Annotated in this window: 12 protein-coding genes; 6 read left to right on the top strand and 6 right to left on the bottom strand. The window is 62.0% G+C overall.

The window, feature by feature from the left end:
- Positions 1-51 precede the first annotated feature (51 nt).
- Positions 52-1,050, bottom strand: coding sequence for a class I SAM-dependent methyltransferase (locus ACLH0I_RS05545; RefSeq protein WP_186730422.1), 999 nt, complete (start codon positions 1,048-1,050; stop codon positions 52-54).
- Between the two features lie 33 nt (positions 1,051-1,083).
- Entirely contained in the window at positions 1,084-2,049 is a 966-nt protein-coding gene (locus tag ACLH0I_RS05550; RefSeq protein ID WP_411386505.1) for a 2-hydroxyacid dehydrogenase, read from the bottom strand.
- Between the two features lie 279 nt (positions 2,050-2,328).
- Here ACLH0I_RS05550 and ACLH0I_RS05555 point away from each other — a divergent pair, with 279 nt between their 5' ends.
- The 6 genes from ACLH0I_RS05555 (at position 2,329) to ACLH0I_RS05580 (ending at position 12,232) form a co-directional block, all read left to right on the top strand.
- Positions 2,329-2,958 carry a LysE family translocator gene (locus ACLH0I_RS05555; RefSeq protein WP_207963216.1) on the top strand — a complete coding sequence of 210 codons (630 nt, stop codon included), beginning with the start codon at positions 2,329-2,331 and terminating at the stop codon, positions 2,956-2,958.
- A gap of 255 nt (positions 2,959-3,213) precedes the next feature.
- Positions 3,214-4,896, top strand: coding sequence for a fatty acid--CoA ligase (locus tag ACLH0I_RS05560; RefSeq protein ID WP_411386506.1), 1,683 nt, complete (start codon positions 3,214-3,216; stop codon positions 4,894-4,896).
- A 331-nt stretch (positions 4,897-5,227) separates the two neighbouring features.
- Entirely contained in the window at positions 5,228-7,084 is a 1,857-nt protein-coding gene (locus tag ACLH0I_RS05565; RefSeq protein WP_250964724.1) for a DUF1302 domain-containing protein, read from the top strand.
- A 25-nt stretch (positions 7,085-7,109) separates the two neighbouring features.
- Complete coding sequence (locus tag ACLH0I_RS05570) at positions 7,110-8,474, top strand: DUF1329 domain-containing protein (RefSeq protein WP_053118519.1); 1,365 nt, start codon at positions 7,110-7,112, stop codon at positions 8,472-8,474.
- 353 nt (positions 8,475-8,827) lie between these two features.
- A complete protein-coding gene (locus ACLH0I_RS05575) occupies positions 8,828-11,560 on the top strand; it encodes a LuxR C-terminal-related transcriptional regulator (protein ID WP_411386507.1) in 2,733 nt (910 codons plus the stop codon).
- A 171-nt stretch (positions 11,561-11,731) separates the two neighbouring features.
- Positions 11,732-12,232 (top strand): methylated-DNA--[protein]-cysteine S-methyltransferase, encoded by a 501-nt coding sequence (locus ACLH0I_RS05580; RefSeq protein WP_250964727.1) that lies wholly within the window; start codon positions 11,732-11,734, stop codon positions 12,230-12,232.
- A 186-nt stretch (positions 12,233-12,418) separates the two neighbouring features.
- Here ACLH0I_RS05580 and ACLH0I_RS05585 read toward each other — a convergent pair whose 3' ends face one another.
- The 4 genes from ACLH0I_RS05585 to ACLH0I_RS05600 form a co-directional block, all read right to left on the bottom strand.
- Positions 12,419-14,326 (bottom strand): alkaline phosphatase D family protein, encoded by a 1,908-nt coding sequence (locus ACLH0I_RS05585; RefSeq protein ID WP_411386508.1) that lies wholly within the window; start codon positions 14,324-14,326, stop codon positions 12,419-12,421.
- 267 nt (positions 14,327-14,593) lie between these two features.
- On the bottom strand, positions 14,594-15,589 hold the full coding sequence (locus ACLH0I_RS05590) for a TRAP transporter substrate-binding protein (protein WP_250964729.1): 996 nt from the start codon (positions 15,587-15,589) through the stop codon (positions 14,594-14,596).
- Between the two features lie 106 nt (positions 15,590-15,695).
- Positions 15,696-16,979 (bottom strand): C4-dicarboxylate TRAP transporter large permease protein DctM, encoded by a 1,284-nt coding sequence (dctM, locus tag ACLH0I_RS05595; RefSeq protein WP_411386509.1) that lies wholly within the window; start codon positions 16,977-16,979, stop codon positions 15,696-15,698.
- On the bottom strand, positions 16,976-17,608 hold the full coding sequence (locus ACLH0I_RS05600) for a TRAP transporter small permease (RefSeq protein WP_250964731.1): 633 nt from the start codon (positions 17,606-17,608) through the stop codon (positions 16,976-16,978). The genes dctM and ACLH0I_RS05600 overlap by 4 nt, the downstream gene beginning before the upstream one ends.
- Between the last annotated feature and the right edge of the window lie 19 nt (positions 17,609-17,627).

Genomic DNA, 17,627 nt, shown 5'->3' on the forward strand with positions numbered 1-17,627 from the left:
GATTCTGCCTAGGCAAATCCGATTGGGCAAGTGCTGTTTTGTAAAAACGCCTCAGCCACGCTTGGCCCGGTAGATGCGAAAACCCTGGCCTTCGGCCTTGATCGCGCAGACGCCCAGATGCTCTTCGATCAAGGGTTGGTACTTGAGGAAACTATTGGCCACCAGGCGAAGTTCGCCGCCGTTTTTCAGATGTTTGGCCGCTTTTCGCAGCAGGTTCTCCGTGGCGTGGTAATCGGTGTGCACGCCCACATGGAACGGTGGGTTGCTCAGGATCGCGCTCAAACCCATCGGCGCGGCGTCAATGCCATCACCGGTCAGCACGTCGGCTTCCAGGCCATTGGCGGCCAAAGTCAGGCGGCTGCTGGCGGCGGCGAAAGCGTCCACGTCCAGCAGGGTGACGGTATTGTGCGGGTAGCGTCGCTTGACCGCCGCCCCCAGCACCCCGGCACCGCAGCCGAAGTCCAGCAGATGGCCGCTAGGCAGTTTATCCAAGTGTTCCAACAGCAGCGCACTGCCGCGATCCAGGCGGCCATGGCTGAACACCCCGGGCAGGCTGATGACTGTCAGCGGGCCTTCGGCCAGGGGCAGTTCGTAGGTCTGGGCCAGGCTTTCCAGTGGCTTGGCCTCGGGCGCATTCGCGACCGTGACCTGCCACAGCTGGCAGTGCCGTGCGCTATCGAGCTTGCGCGGCTTGCCGAACGGGTTGAGTTGCTTGGACGCCCCTTCGATGCCGCTGCGTTTTTCCCCCACCAGGTACACCTCACGACCAGCCAGGCGCGCCGCCACGGCATTGAGGATGTAATCGGTCAGGTCCTTGGCCTTGGGCAGGAATACCACGGCGGTGTCGAACCCATGCTCCGGGACGTTCACGCCAAAGTGGCTGCGCTCGGGGAAACGAGCATCCAGCGCGGCCTGATCGCCGGCATGCCAGCACCAGCCATGGGCCTCGGGCAAACGGCCGAGCAGGTCGTCGGCGGGCAGGCCGGCCAACAACACCGAACCCTGGAATAACTCGGCCTGACGAAGCAGTACTTCACTGCGCGGATCCATGGTCTGCTCCTTGAAAAAAAGTGCGGCAGTTTATCAACTGACGACACGCCGCGCTGTACCGCTGAAAAAGCCTTGGGCGTTTTCGCTCATTTGGCCGACGATCCGTTGCCGAGCCTCGCGGCTGCCCCAGGCGTTGTGGGGGGTGACGATCAAGCGTGGAATATCGCCGGCCAGCAGCGGATTGCCTTGGACCGGCGGCTCCACGCTCAGCACGTCGGTGGCCGCGCCACCCAAGTGACCGCGGCGCAGGGCCTCGGCCAGCGCCTGTTCGTCGATCAGGCCGCCACGGGCGGTGTTGACCACGAACGCACCGGGCTTGAGCAATGCCAGTTCGCGGGCGCCGATGAAGTGGCGGGTGTGCTCATTGAGCGGGCAGTGCAGGGTCAGGGCATCGACGTGTGGCAGCAATTGCTCCAGCGGCAAGCGGTCGGGGCGGGCCGGGCGGCCGGGGATCTGCCCCAGCAGCACACGCATGCCAAAGGCTTCGGCCAGCCGCCCGACGGCGCTGCCCAACTCGCCATGGCCGAGCAGGCCCAGGGTCTTGCCCTCCAGTTCGACAATCGGATAGTCCAGCAGGCAGAACTGCGAAGCCTGCTGCCAGCGACCTTCACCCACCGCCTTTTGATAATCGGCCAGGCGCGTCGCCAGGTTCAGCAACAGCATGATCGTGTGTTGGGCCACCGATGGCGTGCCGTAGCCTTGGCAATTGCACACGGTGATGCCGTGGCTGCGGGCCGCCGCCAGGTCGACATTGTTGGTGCCGGTGGCACTGATCAAAATCAGCTTCAGGTCCGGGCTGGCCGCCATCGCTTGGGCATCGATCACGATTTTGTTGGTGATTGCCACGGTGGCGCCCTTGAGCCGCTCGGTCACCTGGTCTGGCGTGGTCCGGGCGAACAGTTGCAGTTCGCTGAAGCAGCCGCGCAGCGGGCCCAGGTCCAGGTCGCCGAGGTCCAGGGAAGGGTGGTCGAGGAAAACGGCGCGAGCGGTGTTCGTCATCAGCTGTACCTTTTATGTCAAGAACCGAAGGCGTAATGTGGCGAGCCTATCAGATGGAATGCTGCCATGGCGGCGTATACCTGTGGTGACGGAGCAAGCGCTGGGCTCTGTAGGAGCTGGCGAAGCCTGCGATCTTTTGATCTTTCGCTTGGGACTCAAGAGTCTTGGGAAAGATCGCAGCCTCGTTGCACTCGACAGCTCCTACGCGCAGTCGAGCGGGAGCAAGCTCCCTCGCCACGGGATGTCATCCAACAAAAGATTGTCGTAAGGAGCCCCACCATGTACCTCGCCGAATTCCTCACCGTCGCCCTGATTCACCTGCTGGCCGTTGCCAGCCCCGGGCCGGATTTTGCCGTGGTGGTGCGCGAAAGCGTGACCCATGGCCGGCGCGCCGGGACCTGGACGGCGCTGGGCGTCGGCACGGCGATTTTCCTGCATGTGGGCTATTCGTTGCTGGGCATCGGCCTGATCGTGTCGCAATCGATCGTGCTGTTCAACGCGCTGAAGTGGGCCGCCGCCGCGTACTTGCTGTACATCGGTTTCAAGGCACTGCGGGCGCAACCGGCCAAGCCGGCCGAGGAAAACCTGCACCAGGAGATCGGTGAGCGTACCGCCCGCGGCGCGTTCATTTCCGGTTTTGTCACCAATGGCCTGAACCCCAAGGCGACGCTGTTTTTCCTGTCGCTGTTCACCGTGGTGATCAACCCGCATACACCGCTGGCGATCCAGGCCGGTTATGGCGTGTACCTGGCGGTGGCGACGGCCGTCTGGTTCTGCCTGGTAGCGCTGCTGTTCAGCCAGCAACGGGTACGCGCCGGTTTCGCGCGCATGGGCCACTGGTTCGACCGGACCATGGGCGCGGTGCTCGTCGCCATTGGCGTGAAGCTGGCGTTTACCGAGTCGCACTGATCCACCCCGTCTTGCTTTGCGTAGGAGCTGCCGAAGGCTGCGATCTTTTGATCTTTTGATCTTTCGCTCTGGATTCAATTGGCAGGGGAAAGATCGCAGCCTCGTTGCACTCGGCAGCTCCTACAGTCCCAGGCATGGCTCAAGGCTAGTATCTGCGCGCTGATCAAATCATTCCTTTGGCTGATTTGATCCGTGTATAAGCGCTCTAGAGTGCTTACTTCCAGCCAAGACCGTGCAGTCAGAAAAGGGACTCTTATGTTGCAGACTCGCGTTATTCCTCCCGCCGAAGGCGCCTATCAATACCCGCTGCTGATCAAGCGGCTGCTGATGTCCGGCACGCGTTACGAGAAAACCCGCGAGATCATCTACCGTGACCAGTTGCGCTACAGCTATCCGACGCTGATCGAGCGGGTCGCGCGCCTGGCCAACGTGTTGACCGAGGCGGGGGTCAAGGCCGGCGATACCGTGGCGGTGATGGACTGGGACAGCCATCGCTACCTGGAATGCATGTTCGCGATCCCGATGATCGGCGCGGTGATCCACACCATCAACGTGCGCCTGTCACCGGAGCAGATCGTCTACACCATGAACCACGCCGAGGACCGCTTCGTGCTGGTCAACAGCGAGTTCGTCGGCTTGTACCAGGCGATAGCCGGGCACCTCACCACGGTGGACAAGACCCTGCTGCTGACTGACCTGCCGGAAAAAACCGCCGACCTGCCGAACCTGGTGGGCGAGTACGAACAATTGCTGGCCGCCGCCGCCCCCACCTACGATTTCCAGGATTTCGACGAAAATTCCGTCGCCACCACGTTCTATACCACCGGCACCACGGGCAATCCCAAGGGTGTGTACTTCACCCATCGGCAACTGGTGCTGCACACCATGGGCGTGGCGACCATCATGGGCTCCATCGACAGCGTGCGGCTGCTGGGCACCAACGACGTGTACATGCCCATCACGCCGATGTTCCATGTCCATGCCTGGGGCCTGCCCTACGTGGCGACCATGCTCGGGCTCAAGCAGGTCTACCCGGGCCGCTACGATCCGGAATTCCTGGTCCAGTTGTGGCGCAAGGAAAAGGTCACCTTTTCCCATTGCGTGCCGACCATCCTGCAAATGGTCCTCAATGCCAAGGGCGCCCAGGACACCGACTTCGGCGGCTGGAAAATCGTCATCGGCGGCAGCGCCCTGAACCGCAGCCTTTACGAAGCGGCCAAGGCCCGGGGCATCCAGCTCACGGCCGCCTACGGCATGTCGGAAACCGGCCCGCTGGTGTCCTGCGCCCACCTCAATGCTGAGCTGATGGCCGGCAGCGAAGACGAACGCACCACCTACCGGATCAAGGCCGGGGTGCCAGGGCCGCTGGTGGAAGCGGCGATCGTCGATACCGAGGGGAATTTCCTGCCGGCCGACGGCGAGACCCAGGGCGAACTGGTGCTGCGTGCGCCGTGGCTCACCGAGGGCTATTTCAACGAGCCGCAGAAGGGCGCCGAGCTCTGGGCCGGCGGCTGGCTGCACACCGGTGACGTCGCCACGCTCGACAACATGGGCTTCATCGACATCCGCGACCGCATCAAGGACGTGATCAAGACCGGTGGCGAATGGATCTCCTCCCTGGACCTGGAAGACCTCATCAGCCGTCACGCGGCGGTACGCGAAGTAGCAGTGGTCGGCATTCCCGATCCACAGTGGGGCGAGCGGCCGTTTGCCTTGCTGGTGATTCGCGAAGGGCATGAGATCGGGGCTCGCGAGCTCAAGGAACACCTCAAGCCGTTCGTCGAGCTGGGGCACCTGAGCAAGTGGGCGATCCCGAGCCAGATCGCCCTTGTTACGGAAATTCCCAAGACCAGCGTCGGCAAGCTCGACAAGAAGCGCATCCGCGTCGACATCACCGAATGGCAGAGCAACAACAGCACCTTCCTGTCCACGCTTTAGGCCTTTTTGCCGTGCCCGAAAGGGCACGGCAGCCCCACCAAGCAAGCGCTTGCCTTGTCAAACCGAAAATTTCAGCCATCCTTGCCGTGCCGGCATCTGTCGGCCTGGCGAAAGGACTGTTCCAGAGTGGTTGAGGGCTGCAAATCACACTTTAGAGGGATCAAGCCGTACTACCTGCTGGCTATAGTCCGCTCACGGATTCTCAAGAACGGGGCGCACGCACGAAAGGGCGATGCGACTTCGACGGATGTCGGGACGCTGCTGCTCCCTGCCGCCGAGGTGTTCTTGAAATGTCCATTGCCATAACAATAATGCACATGGAGTAGCGTCGATGACCTCAGCAACCACGTTCTGGCGCCGGGCAAAACTGCCTCTGGCGGTCAGTCTCGCCTCTTCGCTCGCCGGGCCTGCATTCGGCGTCAGTTTCAACATCGGTGAAATCGAAGGCCAGTTCGACTCGTCCCTGTCCGTCGGCGCGAGCTGGTCCACGGCCAACGCCAACAAGGACCTAATCGGCGTCAACAATGGCGGCAAGGGTTTGTCGCAGACCTCCGATGACGGCCACCTGAATTTCAAGCGCGGGGAAACCTTCTCGAAGATCTTCAAGGGCATCCATGACCTGGAACTGAAGTACGGCGATACCGGCATATTCGTGCGCGGCAAGTACTGGTACGACTTCGAACTCAAGGACGAACATCGCCTGTACAAGGACATCAGCGACAGCAACCGCAAGGAAGGCGCCAAGTCCTCCGGCGGGCAGATCCTCGACGCATTCATCTACCACAACTACGCCATTGCCGATCAGCCGGGCTCGGTCCGCCTGGGCAAGCAGGTGGTCAGCTGGGGTGAAAGTACCTTCATCCAGGGCGGCATCAACTCCATCAACCCGGTCGACGTGTCCGCGTTCCGTCGTCCTGGCGCCGAGGTCAAGGAAGGCCTGATCCCGGTGAACATGTTCTACGTCTCCCAGAGCCTGACCGACAACCTGTCGGCCGAGGCGTTCTACCAGTTGGAGTGGGACCAGACCGTGGTGGATAACTGCGGCACGTTCTTCTCCCAGCCGGATGTGATTGCGGATGGGTGTACCGACAATCTGCGGGTGCTGAATAAACGTTCGTCCGTTCCGCTGCCGGGCGTCATTCTTCCGATATTGGAAGGCCAGGGTGTCGATATCAACGAAGAAGGCGTGCTGGTACGTCGAGGCCCGGACCGCGATGCTCGCGACAGCGGCCAGTGGGGCGCGTCGTTGAAGTACATGTTCGAACCGCTGGACACCGAGTTCGGTGCCTACTTCATGAACTACCACAGCCGTGCGCCGATTTTCAGTGCCCAGGGGGCTGCGCAGCAGTTCTACACCGCGGGGCCAATCGCGGCACTGCGCCCTCTGATCGTGGCAGGTAACTCCAATTACTTTGTTGAGTACCCAGAAGATATCCGTCTCTATGGCCTGAGTTTCTCCACGACACTGCCTACCGGCACGGCGTGGAGCGGTGAGATCAGCTATCGTCCGAATGCACCGGTACAACTGAGCACCACTGACATTCTCTTCGCTGGTGTGACGCCGCTTCCCGGCTTTGGCGATGCATCGGTGCTCCAGGGCACGCCGGGCCAAGACCTGCATGGCTATCGCCGTAAAGAGGTCACTCAGTTCCAGACTACATTCACGCACTTCCTGGATCAGGTCATGGGCGCCAGCCGCCTGACGCTGGTCGGTGAAATCGGGGTGACCCATGTTGGTGGCCTGGAAAGCAAATCCGACGCGCGTTATGGTCGCGATCCGGTGTTCGGGCCGGGCAAACTGCCCAACGATTTCTGTGAGTCGCTCAACGGCTCTACTGCGGGGGGAGGCGGCCAGACGATCAACGACGTGAACAGCAATTGCAACAACGACGGCTTCACCACCTCCACCTCCTGGGGCTACCGCGCGCGCGCCATCTGGGAATACCCGGACGTGTTCGCCGGCGTGAACCTCAAGCCCAACGTGGCCTGGTCCCATGACGTCAAGGGCTACTCGCCAGGCCCTGGCGGAAACTTCGAAGAAGGCCGCAAGGCCGTCAGCCTCGGGCTGGATGCCGAGTACCAGAACACCTACAACGCCAGCCTGGCCTACACCAACTTCTTTGGTGGCGACTTCAGCACCGTGGACGATCGCGACTTCCTGGCGCTCAGCGTCGGCGTGACCTTCTAAGCACCGTATTTCAGGACGACACACTATGAAAATAACAAAGAATCTGATGCAGGCCGGTGTTCTGGGGCTATCCCTGCTGGCCGCCAGCGTCATGGCGGCGGTACCCGCGGCCGAGGCCGACAAACTGGGCAAGAGCCTGACGCCGATGGGCGCCGAGATGGCCGGCAATGCCGATGGCTCGATCTCGGCCTGGAAACCCATGGCCAAGAACGCCGGTGCCGTGGACAGCAAGGGCTTCCTTGCCGACCCGTTCCCGACTGAGAAACCGCTGTTCACCATCACCGCGCAGAACGTCGAGCAGTACAAGGCCAAACTCGCCCCGGGCCAGTACGCGATGTTCAAGCGCTACCCGGAAACCTTCAAGATGCCGGTCTACCCGACCCATCGCGGCGCCACCGTGCCGGACGAGGTGTTCGCCTCCATCAAGAAGAATGCGGTCAACACCAAGCTGGTGTCCGGCGGCAACGGCCTGGAGAACTTCGAGACGGCCGTGCCGTTCCCGATTCCCCAGAGCGGCGTGGAAGTGATCTGGAACCACATCACCCGCTATCGCGGCGGCAGCGTGACGCGCCTGGTCACCCAGGCCACCCCGCAGCCCAACGGCTCCTACAGCCTGGTGTACTTCCGCGACCAGTTCGTGTTCCGCGACAAGATGAAGGATTTCGATCCGGCCAACCCAGGCAACATCCTGTTCTACTTCAAGCAACAAGTGACCGCGCCGGCGCGCCTGGCCGGTGGCGTGCTGCTGGTGCACGAAACCCTCGACCAAGTGAAGGAACCGCGTTCGGCATGGGTCTACAACGCTGGCCAGCGCCGTGTGCGCCGTGCCCCGCAAGTGTCCTATGACGGCCCGGGTACCGCCGCCGACGGCCTGCGTACTTCCGACAACCTGGACATGTACAACGGCGCGCCGGATCGCTACGACTGGAAGCTGGAAGGCAAGAAAGAGCTGTACATCGCCGCCAACAGCTACAAGATCGATTCGCCGCAACTCAAGTACGCCGACATCATCAAGGCCGGCCACATCAACCAGGACCTGACTCGCTACGAGCTGCGTCGTGTCTGGCATGTGACCGCGACCCTGAAGGAAGGCCAGCGTCACATCTACGCCAAGCGTGACTTCTACATCGACGAAGACACCTGGCAAGCCGCGGTGATCGACCACTACGACGGTCGTGGCCAACTGTGGCGCGTGGCCGAGGCCCATGCCGAGAATTACTACGACAAGCAAGTGCCGTGGTACGCCCTGGAGACCCTCTACGACCTGCAGTCCGGCCGCTACCTGGCGCTGGGCATGAAGAACGAAGAGAAATCGGCCTACGACTTCGGCTTCACCGCCACCACCGCCGACTTCACTCCGAACGCATTGCGCCAGGACGGTATCCGCTAAACCGCTCCACCCGAGGCCGCATCCTCGAAACAACGCCCCGACTGGTTCGGGGCGTTTTTTTTGACCCACACAAAACCCCTGTGGCGAGGGAGCTTGCTCCCGCTGGACTGCGAAGCAGTCCCAAAGCGGAGTACTCGGGGTATCAGATCAAACGGGGCGGCCTTGGGGCTGCTGCGCACCCCAGCGGGAGCAAGCTCCCTCGCCACAAGAGCGGCGGCGGCCTGGATTTTTTACGTCGGTCGGCGTGTAGTCTTTTTGTAGCCATTTGTAGCACTCCCTTCAATACCTCCTCGTTTACCGCTAGTCTGCGGACATCTGCAACGCCGCCACCCGCATTCCAACAAGAGCCGGCCATGACTGATTTGTCTTCACTTCCGGATTCTGCCCGCGCAGCCATCGCGGTACAGGACGGGCGTTTCTACCGCCCGCCCTTGCCCGACGGCCATGTCGTGCGGCCGCGGTTGTGCCAGCGTTTGGCCGCTGGGCTCGGGGGCAGGTTGTTGTTGGTCAGTGCGCCGGCGGGGTTTGGTAAAAGCTCCCTGGCGGTGGAGTTCTGCCAGAGCCTGCCGGCCTATTGGCAAAGTCTCTGGCTGGGGCTCAGCGCCAGGGACAACGATCCCGGGCGTTTCCTGGAACGTTTGCTCGAAGGGCTCCAGGCCTTTTTCCCGCAACTGGGTGGCCGGGCACTGGGGTTGCTGAAAATGCGCCAGCGCCACCAGCCCTTCGCCTTCGAAGAATGGCTCGATGGCTTGCTGGACGAACTGTCCACGCACTTGTCGCCGCGCAATCCCTTGCTGCTGGTCCTGGACGATTACCACCTGGCCCAAAGCCCGGTGCTGGATCGCTGCCTGCAATTTTTCCTCAATCACCTGCCCGACGGTCTGCTGGTCCTTGTCACCAGCCGCCAGCGTCCGGACTGGCACCTGGCGCGCCTGCGCCTGTCGCGGCAATTGCTCGAACTCAATGAACAAGACCTGCGCCTGACCCATGACGAAGCCTTGACCCTGCTCCAGCATCACAGCAGCTCGTTGCGCGGTGAGGCGTTGGAAAACCTCATCCAGCGCAGCGAAGGTTGGGTGGCGGGACTGCGGTTCTGGTTGCTGGCGGCGTCTGAAGCCGGCACCGAAGGCCTGCTGCCCCAGGCCTTGAATGGCGGCGAAGGGTTGATTCGCGATTACCTGCTCGAAGAAGTCATCGATTGCCTGCCCGCCGAGGTGCAGGCGTTCCTCTATGACACGGCCCCTCAGGAACGCTTCTGCAGCGCGCTGTGCGACGCCGTGCGCGAAGCCCATGACAGCGCCGAGATCCTGCGTTACCTGGCGTCCCACCAAGTATTCCTGGTGCCATTGGACGAGCACGGCCATTGGTACCGTTACCACCATCTGTTTTCCGATCTGCTGCGCAGTCGTCCCAGCGCGCCGGCCATGGTCCCGGCCGCGACCCTGCACCTGCGGGCCTGCCGCTGGTTCAACGCCCAGGGCCTGATCGACGAAGCCGTGGAACAGGCGCTGCGGGCCGGCCACCTGGATGTGGCGGCGAACCTGGTGCAGAACCTCTCGGAGGAACAACTGCTGGCGGAGCAGAACGTCGGCATGTTGCTGCGCTGGAAAATGGACCTGCCCGACAGCCTGCTCATCAGCACGCCGCGGCTGATCGTGCTCTACAGTTGGGCGCTGGGCTTGGCCTGCCAACTGGATGCCGCCGAAGAGCTGGCCGCGCACTTGAGTCGTTTCCTGCCGGCCCCTTCGGCCACTGCGCAAAAATCCATGCTCGCCCAGTGGCTGGCCCTGAGCGGCATCGTCGCCCGGGGTCGTGGCGATCGCGAGGCGACCGTGCGTTATTGCAGCGAAGCCCTGGAGAGCCTGCCGCAAAAACGTTACGGCCAGCGGCTGATGTGCCTGTCCACCTTGTCGAACCTGGCCATTGCCGACGGCGACCTGTGGCGCGCGCGTAACCTGAACCGCGATTCCCTGGAGCTGGCGCAGCGGGTCGGCAATCCATTGTTCGAGGCCTTGGCCCATTACGATCGCGCTCGGGTCCTGCAGGCGCGGGGAGAGATCCTGCGGGCACTGGATGAAGTGCACCATGGCCTGCAACGTTTGCACAAGCTGTCGCCCCAGCGGCTCTATGCGGTGCGGGCACGACTGATCATGTACGAAGGTTTCCTGCTGACCTTGCGCCTGCAGCCCCAGGCCGGCCTGGCGCGGTTGCAGGCGGGCCTCACCGAAGCCCGCGCCTGCCGCGACATCAGCGTGCTGATCGGTCACTGCGTGGTCGCGCGGATCGAAGGCTACAGCGGCGAGTTCGCCCGGGCTTTTGCCGAACTGGCTGAAGCCGAGCGCCTGATGCACATCTGGGATGTTCCGCCGATCTACTACCTGGCGATGATTACCCTGGTCAAATGCGAACTCTGGCTGGCCCAGGGCCGTACCGACCTGGCCGAAGCCTGGCTGGCCCGCCTGGGCCAGACCTACACGGGTGAGCGGGCCGCCGCGCCTCCGGAATTCCATCCGCAACTGCCGCTGCATGTCGAACTGCAACAGGCGGTGCTGGAATCCATCCGGGGTCAACCGATGCTCGCCGAAGGCCGGCTCAATGCCTTGTTGGAGCACGGCCAGCAAACCGGCCGGCAGATGCTCAGCGTGATGGCGCTCAACCAGAAAGTCGCCTTGCTGTTGAGCCTCGGCCGCGAACCCGAAGCCCGCCGCACCCTGGCCCAGGCTTTCGAAGCCGCCAGCGGTGGGGTGTTGCAGCCGTTCGAGTGGTTGCTGGGCAAGCACTGTGAATGGCTGCGCGAACAACTGCTGAACGCGCCGCCCAGCACCTTGCGCGAACATCTGCTCGAACGCCTGCCCTCGGTGGCCCAACTGGTCGACCCTGCGGCACCTGTCGAAACCCTGAGCAGTCGCGAACGGGCGGTGTTGCAGTTGATTGCCCAAGGCTGTTCGAACCAGGAGATCAGCGAGCAATTGTTTATCTCCCTGCACACCGTCAAGACCCACGCCAGCCACATCAACAGCAAACTCGGCGTCGAGCGCCGCACCCAGGCGGTGGCGCGGGCGAAAGCGTTGGGGTTGTTGGGCTGAGCAAGATATTGCGGCTGGTGAGATCTCCGTGGCGAGGGAGCTTGCTCCCGCTGGGCTGCGAAGCAGCCCCAACTGATAATCTGACACACCGCAGTGCCACGTGTAGGGTCGCTTCGCAACCCACCGGGAGCAAGCTCCCTCGCCACAAAGGCTTTGACAAGGAATCCCTCGATGTTGCCCCTCTACAAAACCATCCCATCCCCCGTCGGCCAACTGATCCTCGTCGCCCGGGAGACAAGGCTGGCGGCCATCCTGTGGGAAAACGAGCGGCTCAATCGGGTACGCCTGGGGCCTTTGGAAGAGGACACCCGGCATCCGCTCCTCAAGGAAACCGAACGTCAGTTGCTGGAATACTTCGCCGGCCAACGCCGCCGTTTCGAGCTGGAACTGGATTTTGCCGGCACTGACTTTCAGGTCCGGGTCTGGCAGGCCCTGTTGACCATCCCCTTTGGTGAAACCCGCAGCTACCGCGACATCGCCCTCCAGATCGGCCAACCCACAGCGGTCCGGGCGGTCGGCGCCGCCAATGGCCGCAACCCTATCTCGATCATCGCCCCGTGCCACCGCGTCATCGGCAGCTCCGGCAGTCTTACCGGCTTCGCTGGCGGCCTGGCAGCCAAACAGTTCCTGCTCAGCCTCGAAGGCCAGGAGAGCCTGCAACTACCGTTCTGACCTGATACAGGGATTGGGGGGATGCAAAATTTATAATCAGACCCAAACCACTGTGGGAGCGAGCTTGCTCGCGATGACCTCGGCACAGCCTGCATCACCGGCAACTGACCCACCGCTATCGCGAGCAAGCTCGCTCCCACAGTTGATGTGAGGTGACTGTAAATTTTGCATTTGCTCTCACGAGTCTCAGGCTGACGGCGATTTGGGAGGACGCATACGCGTCGGTGGCAGGCCGTTGGCGTTGTGCTGGTAGATCTGCGCGGGCTGGCCCTGTTCGTTGAAGAACACCTGGCCGATGCCTGCGCTGTTCCACAACCGCTCTCCGGCTTCAGCGTGTTCCGGCGTGTGGGGGACGATGCGCATGCTGCGGCGCTTGGTGAACCAGTTCAGGGGCGAGCGCGGCGAGTAGAGCCAGCGGTTCAGGCGGTCGAACCATTCCAGCAGCACCGGTGGGAATTCATTCTTGATGCCGCTGCTGGTGATCTGCCAAATGCGCGGGCCGCCCTTGCGGTGTGGGATCAGCACCTCGTAGACGAAGGAATAATGCACATCCCCTGACAGCACCACGTAGTTACCGGGTGTACGCGAGTGTCGGAAAATGTTCAGGATCACCTGGGCGGCGCCGCGATGGGCCATCCAGTTTTCCGCATCCACCAACAACGGATAACCGCACCAACTGAACACCCGCTGCACGGTCTCGATCAGCTTCACGCCGAAGATCGGTGCCGGCGAGACGATGATTGCCGAGGGGTGATCCAGCAGATCCTGTTGCAACTCGCTCAGGGCTTCCCAGTCCAGCAGGCCGGAAGGTTGCTTGAGGTTGTTCTCGCTGCGCCAGCGGCGGGTACGGGTATCGAGCACCACCAGGGCCGGGGTGCTTGGCAGCACGTAATGCCAGCGCTGGAAACCCAGCAGGGTGTCGATCAGTTGGTCCTGTGGCGCGCTGTCGAGGTAGCGGTCCCGGGCGGTGTCGCTCAGGGCCAGGGTTTGCGCTAGCACATCAGCAAAGGCATCCGGGTTGTTGCCCCAGCCCTGGCAGAGCATGTAGGCGATCAAGGCGTTGCCGATGATGCGTTTGGAGAACGGATGGCCGTAGGCGGTTTCTTCCCATTGCGCGGACAGGTTCCAGTCGTCGGTGATGTCGTGGTCATCGAAAATCATCAGGCACGACAAGTGCGCAAACACCCGGGCCACGCCGTCCAGCCCGGTCTTGAACGCATCGATGCGTTGCTGTTCCAGGTCGTAGCGCTGGCGCCGTTCGACGGTCAGTTCGGGCGGTTGGACAGTGATCAGTGTCCAGGGCACCGGCGACCACACCAGCAGGTACATCGCCATGACCTCGGCGAAGGTCACCAGGTGATTATCGGCGCTGCTGCTGGTGAAGATCGGCTTGCGCGCCCCGCCAAAAAAGCGCTCGCGCAGGGTTTCGTTGCTTTCCAGGGCCGGTAGCAAATCGGCCCGATGGTAATAGCTGGCCGGGTGTTGGTAGAGCTTGGCGCTGTCTTCCACCACGGCACCGTCCAGGCGCTCCTCGAACAGCCCCAGGCGTTCGATCAGCCCATGAATCGCCCGCAGCATGGGCCCGGCGACGTCGTCGGCATACACCTGGTCGCCGCTCATCATCAGCAGCGCCGGGCGTTGCGCCGGGTCTTGCGCCAACAATCGGTCAACACACAGCAGGCCGTCGTTGGCCGGGTAGTGGGGTTTGCGGCAGGAGCCGTGGACCAATTGCTCGATGCGCGAATGCAACATGAAGTTCGGGCACTGTGCCCCGTCATACAACAGGTGCGGCGCCCATTCGGCGATGGGCGCGCCCTCTACCAGCAGGTCGTAGTCAATCGCTACGTCCTGGGGCAGGGGCGTGTCGAGCGTCACGTCGATCAGGTGCACAAAAGCGTGTTGCCCCACCGGCACCACGGTGCAACGCGACGCATCCAGCGTCAGGTCGCCGACCCCGTCAATACGCAGGGTTAACGCTAGCGCTCGTGTGCCCACCAGCCACATCACCAGGCGCACAGGTTCCAGCCGCCGTAACAGCGGGCCGACCAGGACGGGTGGGAGGGTAGAGGTGATGTCTGGGGTGGACGACAGCATTAGCGAAAAAAGCCTCTGTTCAGGGAGAGGCGGGGATCATAGCGCAATGTGCTTTGCAACTGGGGAGGGTTGGATTGAAGTGGAGGAATTGCGCTCTTGTGGCGAGGGAGCTTGCTCCCGCTGGGGCGCGAAGCACCCCCAAAACCTGACACCTCGGTGTGTCAGGCAAACATTGGGGGCTGCTGCGCAGCCCAGCGGGAGCAAGCTCCCTCGCCACAGAGAGTGTTGAGCCAAGGGCATTAATCTATCCACAGTCCTGTCACGCGCTTATTGAGCGACGTTGGAAGCCTGCGCCGCCTTGATCAAGTCCGCCCCGATGTCCTTTTCAAACTTCGCCCACACCGGTTTCATCTTGTCGCGCCAGGCGCTGCGTTCCTGGGGCGTGAGGGCAATGATCTCGGTGGTCTTGGCGTCCAGGACTTTTTGTTTGTCCTGCTGGTTGAATCGTTCCGCTTCCTGGTTGGCATAGGCCGTGGATTCGACGACGATCTTCTCCAGTTCGCTGCGAATGTCCGGCGCCAGGCCGTTCCAGAAGTCCGACGTGGTGATCAGCATGTAGTCGAGGATGCCGTGGTTGGACTCGGTGACGTATTTCTGCACTTCATTGAGTTTCTGGTTGTAGAAGTTCGAATAGGTGTTTTCCGTGCCGTGGACCAAACCGGTGCGCAACCCCTGGTACACCACCGAGAAAATCATCGGCTGCGCTTTGGCGCCCACCGCCTTGAATTGTTCGTCCAGCACGGCGGAAGTCTGTATCCGGAACGTCAGGCCACGGGCATCCTCCGGGGTGCGTAATGGCTTGTTGGCCGACAGTTGCTTCATGCCGTTGTGCCAATAGGCCAGGCCGGTGATGTTCTTGCTTTCCATGGACTTGAGCAGCTTCTGCCCCTCGGGGCTCTGCTGGAAACGGTCCACTGCCGCGATGTCATCGAATAGAAATGGCAAGTCGAACAACTGCACGGTCCGCGTGTACTGATCGAACTTGGCCAGCGACCGCGCAATAATCTGCACTTCCCCCAGGAGCAAGGCTTCCATCTCCTTGTCATCGCCGTACAGCGTGGAGTTGGGGTACACCTCGACCTTCACTTTGCCCGGCAACCGCTCCTCCGCCAGCTTCTTGAACATCAACGCACCCTGGCCCTTGGGCGTTTGTTCGCCTACTACGTGGGAGAACTTGATGACGATTGGCTCGGTCGCCATGACCGTTCCCCATGCGCCGAAAGCCAGGGCGCAGGCGAGGGCTTTCCATACAGGTTTGAGCATTCAAGAGGTCCTTTTTTTGTCTGGAGGAATCGGGCCGACAGATCGGCCCGATACCTCCATGGCAAGGCAAAATCATCCTTTGCCCGCCACAGAGTGTTTGCCGGATTTAACTCATCCCCAACCAATTTGGCAGCGCCAGGGAAATCCACGGCACATAGGTAATCAGCACCAGGAACGCCAACAGGATCATCAACCACGGCATCGCCGCACGGATCGTGGCAGGCAAGGACATGCCGGTCACCGCCGAGGTGACGAACAGGTTCAGCCCCACCGGTGGCGTGATCAAGCCAATCTCCAGGTTCACCACCATGATGATGCCCAGGTGGATCGGGTCGATGCCCAGTTTCATGGCGATGGGGAACAGGATCGGCGCCAGGATCAGGATGATCGCCGAAGGCTCCATGAACGCGCCGGCGATCAGCAGCACGATGTTCACCACCAACAGGAAGGTCACCGGCGTCAACCCGGCATCGATCACCCAGGCGGTGATTTGCTGCGGCAGTTGTTCGGTGGTCAGCACGTGGGCGAAGAGCATGGCGTTGGCGATGATGAACATCAGCATGATGCTCAGCTTGGCCGACTCCAGCAGCACCTTGGGCGTCTCGCGGAAGGTGAGGTCCTTGTAGACGAACAACGCGATGAACGCCGAATACACCGCCGCCACTGCCGCGGCTTCGGTGGGGGTGAACATCCCGGAGTAGATCCCGCCGAGGATGATGAACATCAGCAACAGGCCCCAGATCGCCTTGCGCGCGGTGGTCAACCATTCGCGGAACGTGGCGCGGGGCAGGGCTGGCAGGTTTTTCTTCACGGCGACGATGTAGATCGCCACCATCAGGAACAAACCCAACAGCAAGCCCGGGATGACGCCGGCCATGAACAACTTGCCCACCGAGGTTTCGGTCGCCGCGGCATACACCACCATCACGATCGACGGCGGAATCAGGATGCCCAGGGTCCCGGCGTTACACACGATGCCAGCGCCAAACGCCTGTGGATAACCCGAGCGGACCATCCCGGCAATGGCAATGGAACCCACCGCTGCCACCGTCGCGGGGCTTGAACCCGATAGCGCCGCAAACAACATGCAGGCCAGCACTGCCGCAATCGCCAGGCCCCCGCGGATATGCCCGACGCAGGCATTGGCAAAGTCGATCAACCGTCGCGCCACGCCGCCCGTGGTCATGAACGCACCGGCCAGCAGGAAGAACGGAATCGCCAGCAACGTGTAGTGCTCGGAGGTTTCGAACAGCTTGATCGCCAGGGAGCGCACCGAGTCGGGGCTGAAGAAGATGATGGTCAGCGATCCCGCCAATCCCAACGAAATGGCAATGGGCACGCCGATAAACATCAGTACGAACAGTGCAACGAACAGGAAGGCAATGGTCATGGCTTGTCTTCCTCGTGCTCGGTCAATTTGATGGCTTCGGCCGCTTCATCGGCCAGGCCAAGGCCGGTCTGGCGGTTCATCAGGATGCGCACGAGAATTTCTGCGAAACGAATGAACACCAGCGCGAACCCCACTGGCACGATCAGCCCGATATGCCATTGCATGATGCCGAAATGACCAAGGTCCTCGGCACCGATCTCGGCAATCATCAAGGTGTTGATCCATTCGTAACTCGCCACCGCCAGCAGGCCGGCGTAGGCGAGGCAGCACAGGCAGGCGATGACGCCGATAAAACGCTGCACCGGTTTGCTCGCCAGCTTCACCAGCGCATCGACGCCGATGTGCCCGGCGGTGCGAACACCGTACGAAAGACCGAAGAAAATCAGCCAGCCAAACAGCGCCTTGGTCAGCGAGCTACTCCAGGTCATCGCCTGGGCCATGCCCATGACAGAGTCGCCGATGGCGAACATCGACTCGCTGGCGGCGGGCCAATGGTCGCCGAGGCTATAGAAAACCGCGTATAGATTATTGAGTACCACGTAGACGAACGTGACGATCGTCATGGCGGCCAGAAGGAAAGCGATGAAACCTTCCTCGAAGTGTTCCCAGGTGCGCCGGAGGGCGTTCATGGATGACATCTCCTGTGGG

Source organism: Pseudomonas sp. MPB03, assembly GCF_046605385.1.
GTDB classification, from domain to species: domain Bacteria; phylum Pseudomonadota; class Gammaproteobacteria; order Pseudomonadales; family Pseudomonadaceae; genus Aquipseudomonas; species Aquipseudomonas zanjanensis.

What these genes read in the sequence shown, in the direction of transcription:
- ACLH0I_RS05545 (WP_186730422.1), bottom strand. Translation starts at nt 1,050, where the DNA reads ATGGATCCGCGCAGTGAAGTACTGCTTCGTCAGGCCGAGTTATTCCAG.
- ACLH0I_RS05550 (WP_411386505.1), bottom strand. Translation starts at nt 2,049, where the DNA reads ATGACGAACACCGCTCGCGCCGTTTTCCTCGACCACCCTTCCCTGGAC.
- ACLH0I_RS05555 (WP_207963216.1), top strand. Translation starts at nt 2,329, where the DNA reads ATGTACCTCGCCGAATTCCTCACCGTCGCCCTGATTCACCTGCTGGCC.
- ACLH0I_RS05560 (WP_411386506.1), top strand. Translation starts at nt 3,214, where the DNA reads ATGTTGCAGACTCGCGTTATTCCTCCCGCCGAAGGCGCCTATCAATAC.
- ACLH0I_RS05565 (WP_250964724.1), top strand. Translation starts at nt 5,228, where the DNA reads ATGACCTCAGCAACCACGTTCTGGCGCCGGGCAAAACTGCCTCTGGCG.
- ACLH0I_RS05570 (WP_053118519.1), top strand. Translation starts at nt 7,110, where the DNA reads ATGAAAATAACAAAGAATCTGATGCAGGCCGGTGTTCTGGGGCTATCC.
- ACLH0I_RS05575 (WP_411386507.1), top strand. Translation starts at nt 8,828, where the DNA reads ATGACTGATTTGTCTTCACTTCCGGATTCTGCCCGCGCAGCCATCGCG.
- ACLH0I_RS05580 (WP_250964727.1), top strand. Translation starts at nt 11,732, where the DNA reads ATGTTGCCCCTCTACAAAACCATCCCATCCCCCGTCGGCCAACTGATC.
- ACLH0I_RS05585 (WP_411386508.1), bottom strand. Translation starts at nt 14,326, where the DNA reads ATGCTGTCGTCCACCCCAGACATCACCTCTACCCTCCCACCCGTCCTG.
- ACLH0I_RS05590 (WP_250964729.1), bottom strand. Translation starts at nt 15,589, where the DNA reads ATGCTCAAACCTGTATGGAAAGCCCTCGCCTGCGCCCTGGCTTTCGGC.
- dctM (WP_411386509.1), bottom strand. Translation starts at nt 16,979, where the DNA reads ATGACCATTGCCTTCCTGTTCGTTGCACTGTTCGTACTGATGTTTATC.
- ACLH0I_RS05600 (WP_250964731.1), bottom strand. Translation starts at nt 17,608, where the DNA reads ATGAACGCCCTCCGGCGCACCTGGGAACACTTCGAGGAAGGTTTCATC.